Raw genomic sequence first — 5,730 nt, 5'->3', positions numbered from 1 at the left:
GGCTCGCCCTGCGTGCTGGGCCCGGCCGCCTCCCCGGTCTCCGGGTCGGGCTTCGCCTCGTCGGGGTGGTCGGTGAGCCAGCCGGTGATCGCGATCCGGGCGGCGGGGGTGCGGACGTGGTCGAGCCAGTCGGGCGAGGGGCCGGAGGCGGTGTCCTGGGCGAGCAGCAGCTGCACGGTGTCGCCGTCGCTGAGGACGGTGCTCAGGGTGGCGAGGCGGCCGTTGACCCGGGCCCCGATGGCGGTGTGGGCCCGGTCGCCGTACTGCGCGTAGGCGGCGTCGACGCAGCTGGCCCCGGCCGGCAGCCCGAGGGTGCCGCCGTCGGTGCGGAAAACAGTGATCTCGCGGTCCTGGGCGAGGTCGTCGCGCAGGGTGGTCCAGAAGGTGTCGGGGTCGGTGGCGGACTCCTGCCAGTCCAGCAGCCGCGAGAGCCAGCCGGGCCGGGTCGGGTCGGCGCGCTCGTCGGACGGCTCGGTCTGCGGGGCGGAGGCGTGGTCCTGGGCGTACGGGTTGCCCAGCGCGACGACGCCCGCCTCGGCGACCTTGTGCATCCGGTGCGTACGGATGAGGACTTCGGCGACGGCGCCCCCGGGGCCGACGACGGCGGTGTGCAGCGACTGGTACAGGTTGAACTTGGGGGCGGCGATGAAGTCCTTGAACTCGGAGATCACCGGAGTGAAGCAGGTGTGCAGCTCACCGAGGACGGCGTAGCAGTCGGCATCCTCGCCGACGAGGACGAGCAGCCGGCCGAAGTCGGTGCCGCGCAGTTCGCCGCGTTTCCTGCGGACCCGGTGCACGGAGACGAAGTGGCGTGGCCTGATGAGGACTTCGGCGCTGATGCCCGCGTCGCGCAGGGTGTGCGTCACGTTGCCGGCGATGGTTTCGAGGGGGTCGTCCGGGCCCGTCGCGGCGGCGATCAGGGCGCGGGTCTCCTCGTACTCCTCGGGGTGCAGGATCGCGAAGACCAGGTCCTCCAGCTCGGTCTTGAGCGCCTGTACGCCGAGCCGTTCGGCGAGCGGGATGAGGACGTCCCGGGTGACCTTGGCGATCCGGGCCTGCTTCTCGGGGCGCATCACGCCGAGGGTGCGCATGTTGTGCAGCCGGTCGGCGAGCTTGATCGACATGACCCGGACGTCGTTGCCGGTGGCGACGAGCATCTTGCGGAAGGTCTCCGGTTCGGCGGCGGCGCCGTAGTCGACCTTCTCCAGTTTCGTGACGCCGTCGACGAGATAGCAGACCTCGTCGCCGAATTGCTCCCGCACCTGATCGAGCGTCACCTCGGTGTCCTCGACGGTGTCGTGGAGCAGGGAGGCGGTGAGCGTGGTGGTCTCCGCGCCCAGTTCGGCGAGGATCAGGGTGACGGCCAGCGGATGCGTGATGTACGGCTCGCCGCTCTTGCGCATCTGGCCGCGGTGCGAGGACTCCGCGAGGACGTAGGCCCGGTGCAGGATGGTCAGGTCGGCGTCGGGGTGGTGCGCGCGGTGCGCCTCGGCGACATGGCCGATGGCGTCGGGCAGCCGGTCCCGGGAGACCGGCCCGCGCAGCGCCACCCGGCCCAGTCTGCGCAGATCGATCCGGGGGCGGCTCCGCCTGCGAAGGGGAGCGCCAGGATCGGCGGCCTCTGCACTCATGGGCACCTCCGGCGACTCGACCGGCGGGGCGAGGGCTGGATGCGCCTCGGGGCCGGTGCTTGATGCTATCGAGCCCACCACGTGGCGCAGTCCAGCTCTCGCCCAGCGTGAAACGGATCACCCATTCGAGCGAAGCCCGGACCGATCACCGTTTCGAGCGCGCCCCGCCTCAGAAGGCGGCGAACCGTCTGACGGAAAGCGTCAAGCCAATGCTCAGGCGGTTTCGAGCCAGGCCGGGTCGATGACGCCTTCGGCGACGATCACGGCGGGGCCGGTCATCTCGACCGCGCCGTCGGGGTGCTCGGTGATGACGAGGGTGCCGCCGGGGAGATCCACCCGATATGTGACGGGGAGGCCGGTCGCGGCGGGGTCGGCGCCGTCCCGGCGGGCGGTGGCGACCGCGACCGCGCAGGCTCCGGTGCCGCAGGAGCGGGTCTCGCCGGAGCCGCGCTCGTGGACGCGCATGCCGACGTGGCGCGGGCCCCGGTCGACGACGAATTCGACGTTGACGCCCTCGGGGTAGACGGCCTCGGGGCTGATGGGCGGGGCGGCGAGCAGGTCGCCGGCGTGGTCCAGGTCGTCGACGAAGGCGACCGCGTGCGGGTTGCCCATGTTGACGTTGCGGGAGGGCCAGCTGCGGCCGCCGACGCTGACCGTGACGCTCTCCTCGGGCAGCAGGGCGCGTCCCATGGAGACGGTGATGTCGCCGTTCTTGGCGAGGTGCACGCGCTTGGGGCCGCCCCGGGTGGCGACGGTCAGGTCGCCCTCCTCGACGAGGCCGGCGCGCTGGAGGTAGTGCGCGAAGACACGCACGCCGTTGCCGCACATCTCGGCGATCGAGCCGTCCGCGTTGCGGTAGTCCATGAACCACTCGGCCGTCTCCGCCATGCCGCGCGCCTCGGGGTGTGCGGCGGACCGCACGACGTGCAGCAGTCCGTCGCCGCCGATGCCGGCCCGGCGGTCGCAGAGCCGGGCGACGAGGGCCGCGGGCAGCGTGAGGGCGTTGTCCGGGTCCGGGACGATCACGAAGTCGTTCTCGGTGCCGTGACCCTTGAGGAAGGCGATCTGCGAGGTGCTCACACGCCAACTGTACGAGGCGGCGCCGACAGCCCGCACGAGCGGCCCAGCCGTGCGGCAGCCGTGCGGCCTCGCCGCGTCGCCGTCAGCGCAGGCGGGCCACGCGCCAGACGGCGAGGGCGACCAGGGCGATGCCGGTCGCGGCGTACAGCGCGATCACCCGCCAGTCGGGGCGGTCGCCCGAGCCGCGGGAGGGGAGTCCGGGCCAGGTGTGACCCACGCGACGGGCCGCCATCATGCCCCAGCCGGCCGCGCAGCAGCTGATCAGGAGCCCCAGCATGGCGACGATCGCGCCGCCGTCACCGAACTCGAAGGCGAGCGGGAAGGCGAACATCAGCGAGCCGACCGCGGCCAGCATGACGATGGGGGCGAGCTGCCAGATCCGCAGCTTGCGGGTGGGCCGCAGCTCGACCTCGACCTCGGGGGCCACGTCCTGCTCGTCGGGCCCGTCGGGGCTCAGCCGTCCCGCGGTCTCCCGCGGTGACGGCACCTCGTGCTCTGTGTCGCGCTGCTCCGTGTCGCGAGGGCCGGCCTCCATCGCCACGCGCCCTCCCAACTCGGACTCCACTGGTGGATCGATGCTCGATGATGGCACGGTCGCGGGCGCCGAACTGACGGGCGGAGCTTCCCGATGCCATCACGTGATCAGGCTGTTATGGCCCCGCTGGAGGGTTAATGCAGGTCAGACGCCTGCTACTGGTCAGCAAGTCAGCAGAAGGTCAGCAATAACCCCAGGTCAGCGACCGATTACGCGGTCAGACCGAACTCGGCGAAGGGCCCGCAACAATCATGTCGAACAAGCTTGCGCGGGGCATGGGCAGCTTCTTCAAGTCCTGCGCGTGTCGCCGCCCGTCAGGCTGCCCGCACCTCTACACGATCCGCTTCCGCAACTCCCGCGGCAAGCAGGCCGAGGAGTCCGGCTTCTCCACCCAGGACGCCGCCATCGAGCGCCTGACCGAGCTCTACACAGCCCGCAAGACCACGCCGAGGAGCGTCGCCGAACAGCAGGAGACCCTCGGCGAGATGACCTTCGAGGACTACGCGAAGGCGTGGTTCGCCCGCAAGCGCGGTCTCACCGGCAGCACGAAGGCCGCGACCGAGTCCCGGATGCGCACCCACGCCTATCCGGAGATCGGCTCGCGGAAGATGCGCACCTTCGACAGCTTCGTGGTGGAGCGCTTCATCACCGCCATGGAACGCGGCGATGTCGGCGCCGCGACCCAGGCGCAGGTCTTCCTGCGCGTGAAGGGGATACTCAAGGACGCGCACCGGCGCGGAATCATCGGCCTGGACCCGCTGCTTGATGTCAGCCCGCCGGAGTACCGCCCGGGCCCGACCGTGATCCCCACCAAGGAACAGGTCGGTCTGCTGCGCACGGCCCGCGACGACGACGCCTTCCGCCTCATCGTCGACCTCATGGCCGGCATGGGCCTGCGCAACGGCGAGGCCCTCGCCGTCAACGTGAACAACATGGTCGCCAAGGACGTTTACCGGGTCCACCAGCAGGTCCACGACCGGACCGTCACCCTGGAGCCCCTCAAGCACAGGAAAGCCGGCGAGTTCCGCGAAGTGCCGCTGCCCTCCTTCGTCCGCGAAAGCATCGAACACTACGCCGCCACCCACGGAACCTTCCAAGGCGGCTATCTCCTCAAGACCATGCGCCCCAGCACCGGAAACGCCTTCCTCTCCCCCACCACCCTCCGAAGGTGGTGGACCAACCTCCAGCAGCAGAAGCCGGACCTCGTCCCCGGAGGGATGACCATGTACAGCTTCCGCCACTACTTCGCCTCCAACGCCCTCGGACAAGGAATCCCCATCACCGACGTCGCCGACTGGATGGGCCACTCCGACATCAACATCACCTTCCGCACCTACCGCCACCTCCTCCCCGGCTCCGTCTCCAAAGCCGCCACACTCCTCAACAACGGCCTCAACTTCAACAGCACGACGACAGAACCGCCCGAGGTAGCCACCGCGGCCTGACATCCCGGTCGATACAACGCCAGTTCACAGCCCGAGCCGCTCCTCGAAAACAGGGAACAACAGAGGTACGGGCCTCGTAGTGGCCCAACTGCCTGATCACGCCACAGCACGAGCCGCAGATCAGTAAGCGCATAATAAGCAGATCGCCCCGAAACAGCGGGCCTTCGCATTTCCCACACACACCCCTATCCCGCATGCCACGATGCCCCCACACAGCGGCAAGGGGCACACATGACCGAAGTCAGCGGCCAAGGCGGACAGATCACGTTCGACGGCCAGTACGTCACCATCTCCCGCAAGGGATTCCTCGCCCGCGCTACCCTCGGTAAAGGCGAGAAGCGGCTCCACATCAGCCAGATCTCAGCGATCCAGTGGAAGCCAGCAGGCCCGCTCGTGAACGGCTTCATCCAGTTCACCGTCCCCGGCGGAAACGAACTCCGCGGCAAGCTCGGCTCGCAGACGTCGAACGCCGCCAAGGACGAGAACAGCGTCATCTTCACCAAGAAGCAGATGCCCGAGTTCCAAAAACTCCGCGCCGAGCTCGACGCCGCAATCGCTGCCCAACACGGGGCCCAGCAGACCGGCCCTGCCCCGTCCGCGTCGCTCGCCGACGAGCTGGCCAAGCTGGCCAACCTGCGAGACCAGGGGATCCTCTCCCCTGCCGAGTTCGAGCAGCAGAAAGCGCGCCTGCTCGGCCCGTAACGCCCCGCATCAGCCCGGCCGCATCCGATTGCGGCCGGGCTTTCGCATGGCCCGGTGGCGCCCCCATGACCCACCAGGGAAGGCCCACTGGCGACCACCAAGCCGCCACCGACACAGACACCGCCACGAGGACCAACCGAGAGCCGGAGGAGACCGCAGACGAAGAACTTCGGCGAGCCTGCCCCCAGATCCCGTGACAGTCCATTGACACGGTAACCACGTGGCATGGCGGCGATCGCCCTTAAGAGGTCATCTCATTTGGGTGACTCGGTATTCTGTGAGTCATGGTGGGGATCGTTGAGCGGTTGGTGCCGGACGAGTTGTGGGAGTTGTTCCA

At 69.4% G+C, this 5,730-nt stretch carries 5 protein-coding genes; 2 read left to right on the top strand and 3 right to left on the bottom strand.

All coding sequences use genetic code 11. The features are described 5' to 3' along the window. From ACFWM7_RS32935 to ACFWM7_RS32925, 3 genes are all read right to left on the bottom strand, one after another. The coding region (locus ACFWM7_RS32935) for a RelA/SpoT family protein (protein ID WP_383267810.1) at positions 1–1,631 on the bottom strand (1,631 nt) is incomplete at its 3' end. Positions 1,632–1,844: 213 nt separating this feature from the next. Beyond that, complete coding sequence (dapF, locus tag ACFWM7_RS32930; protein WP_383267807.1) at positions 1,845–2,711, bottom strand: diaminopimelate epimerase; 867 nt, start codon at positions 2,709–2,711, stop codon at positions 1,845–1,847. A gap of 82 nt (positions 2,712–2,793) precedes the next feature. Continuing rightward, on the bottom strand, positions 2,794–3,246 hold the full coding sequence (locus ACFWM7_RS32925) for a hypothetical protein (RefSeq protein ID WP_383267813.1): 453 nt from the start codon (positions 3,244–3,246) through the stop codon (positions 2,794–2,796). Positions 3,247–3,497: 251 nt separating this feature from the next. Here ACFWM7_RS32925 and ACFWM7_RS32920 point away from each other — a divergent pair, with 251 nt between their 5' ends. After that, entirely contained in the window at positions 3,498–4,691 is a 1,194-nt protein-coding gene (locus ACFWM7_RS32920; protein WP_383267805.1) for a tyrosine-type recombinase/integrase, read from the top strand. A 231-nt stretch (positions 4,692–4,922) separates the two neighbouring features. Then, positions 4,923–5,393: a DUF4429 domain-containing protein gene (locus tag ACFWM7_RS32915; RefSeq protein ID WP_383267802.1), complete on the top strand. Its 471-nt coding sequence runs from the start codon at positions 4,923–4,925 to the stop codon at positions 5,391–5,393. Positions 5,394–5,730 lie beyond the last annotated feature (337 nt).

The organism is Streptomyces sp. NPDC058375, assembly GCF_042723425.1.
GTDB lineage: Bacteria > Actinomycetota > Actinomycetes > Streptomycetales > Streptomycetaceae > Streptomyces > Streptomyces durocortorensis.
The sequence above is the reverse complement of the archived record's forward strand: the minus strand, read 5'-3'. Positions and strand labels throughout refer to the sequence as shown.

Coding starts and splice junctions, on each gene's coding strand:
- ACFWM7_RS32925 (WP_383267813.1), bottom strand. CDS start 3,246: ATGGAGGCCGGCCCTCGCGACACGGAGCAGCGCGACACAGAGCACGAG.
- ACFWM7_RS32920 (WP_383267805.1), top strand. CDS start 3,498: ATGTCGAACAAGCTTGCGCGGGGCATGGGCAGCTTCTTCAAGTCCTGC.
- ACFWM7_RS32915 (WP_383267802.1), top strand. CDS start 4,923: ATGACCGAAGTCAGCGGCCAAGGCGGACAGATCACGTTCGACGGCCAG.